We start from the raw sequence: 678 nt of genomic DNA, 5'->3' as shown, positions 1-678 counted from the left end.
AACGGCCGACTGGATCATCGACTTAGGTCCAGAAGGCGGCCAAGGTGGAGGGGAAATCATTGCTCAAGGAACACCTGAAGATGTGGCGCAGATCGAAGGTTCGCATACCGCACGCTTCCTTAAGCCTATGTTGAAATAAGAAAAACAGGTAAAGTGATGAACCAAGCGTAAATGCTGGTTTCTTTTTCAGATTAAGATTCACGTTATGGCAACGATACACGTAAGCGGTACGCAATTAGCAAAACCTAAGGCACAAGTGCCTCTACAACAAAAAGTTTTTACTGGCACTGGCGATCCTCTTTCTCGTCGCTATGCATTTTTTTATGCCTAATCCTGGAGGCGCAGGGCTTGCGCTCTCTTTCAACCCAACCACTTGGATTGCGTTCTCCTTTGTCTTTGCTCTGGGTTGCTACCAACTTGCTAGTCAGCAATCTTTACGTTATTCCAAACTGACCATTGGCCTATTTGTCAGTTGTCTCATTCTGACCGTGCCACTTTTTATGCCAACAGTCACTACATGCAGTCAGTGGGTCGCTTAGTTGGTCTCTGGGCTGGCTTTGGCTTCTTTGTGTTGCTGCAACAATTCAGCTTTAGTAATAAACACAAACAACGCTTGTTATGGCTCATCGTATTGGCAGTAGTGGTCGAGTCCTTCATCGGCTATTACCAGTTCCTTTG

The 678-nt window shown here is 46.0% G+C and carries 1 pseudogene; it reads left to right on the top strand.

Going from position 1 to position 678, the window contains the following annotated elements:
- Window positions 1-205: 205 nt before the first annotated feature.
- A pseudogene (locus CIK04_RS26075) lies at window positions 206-678 on the top strand (ligase); the annotation flags it as partial.

Source organism: Vibrio sp. 03_296, from assembly GCF_002265885.1.
This window is presented reverse-complemented; position numbering and strand designations above follow the sequence as displayed.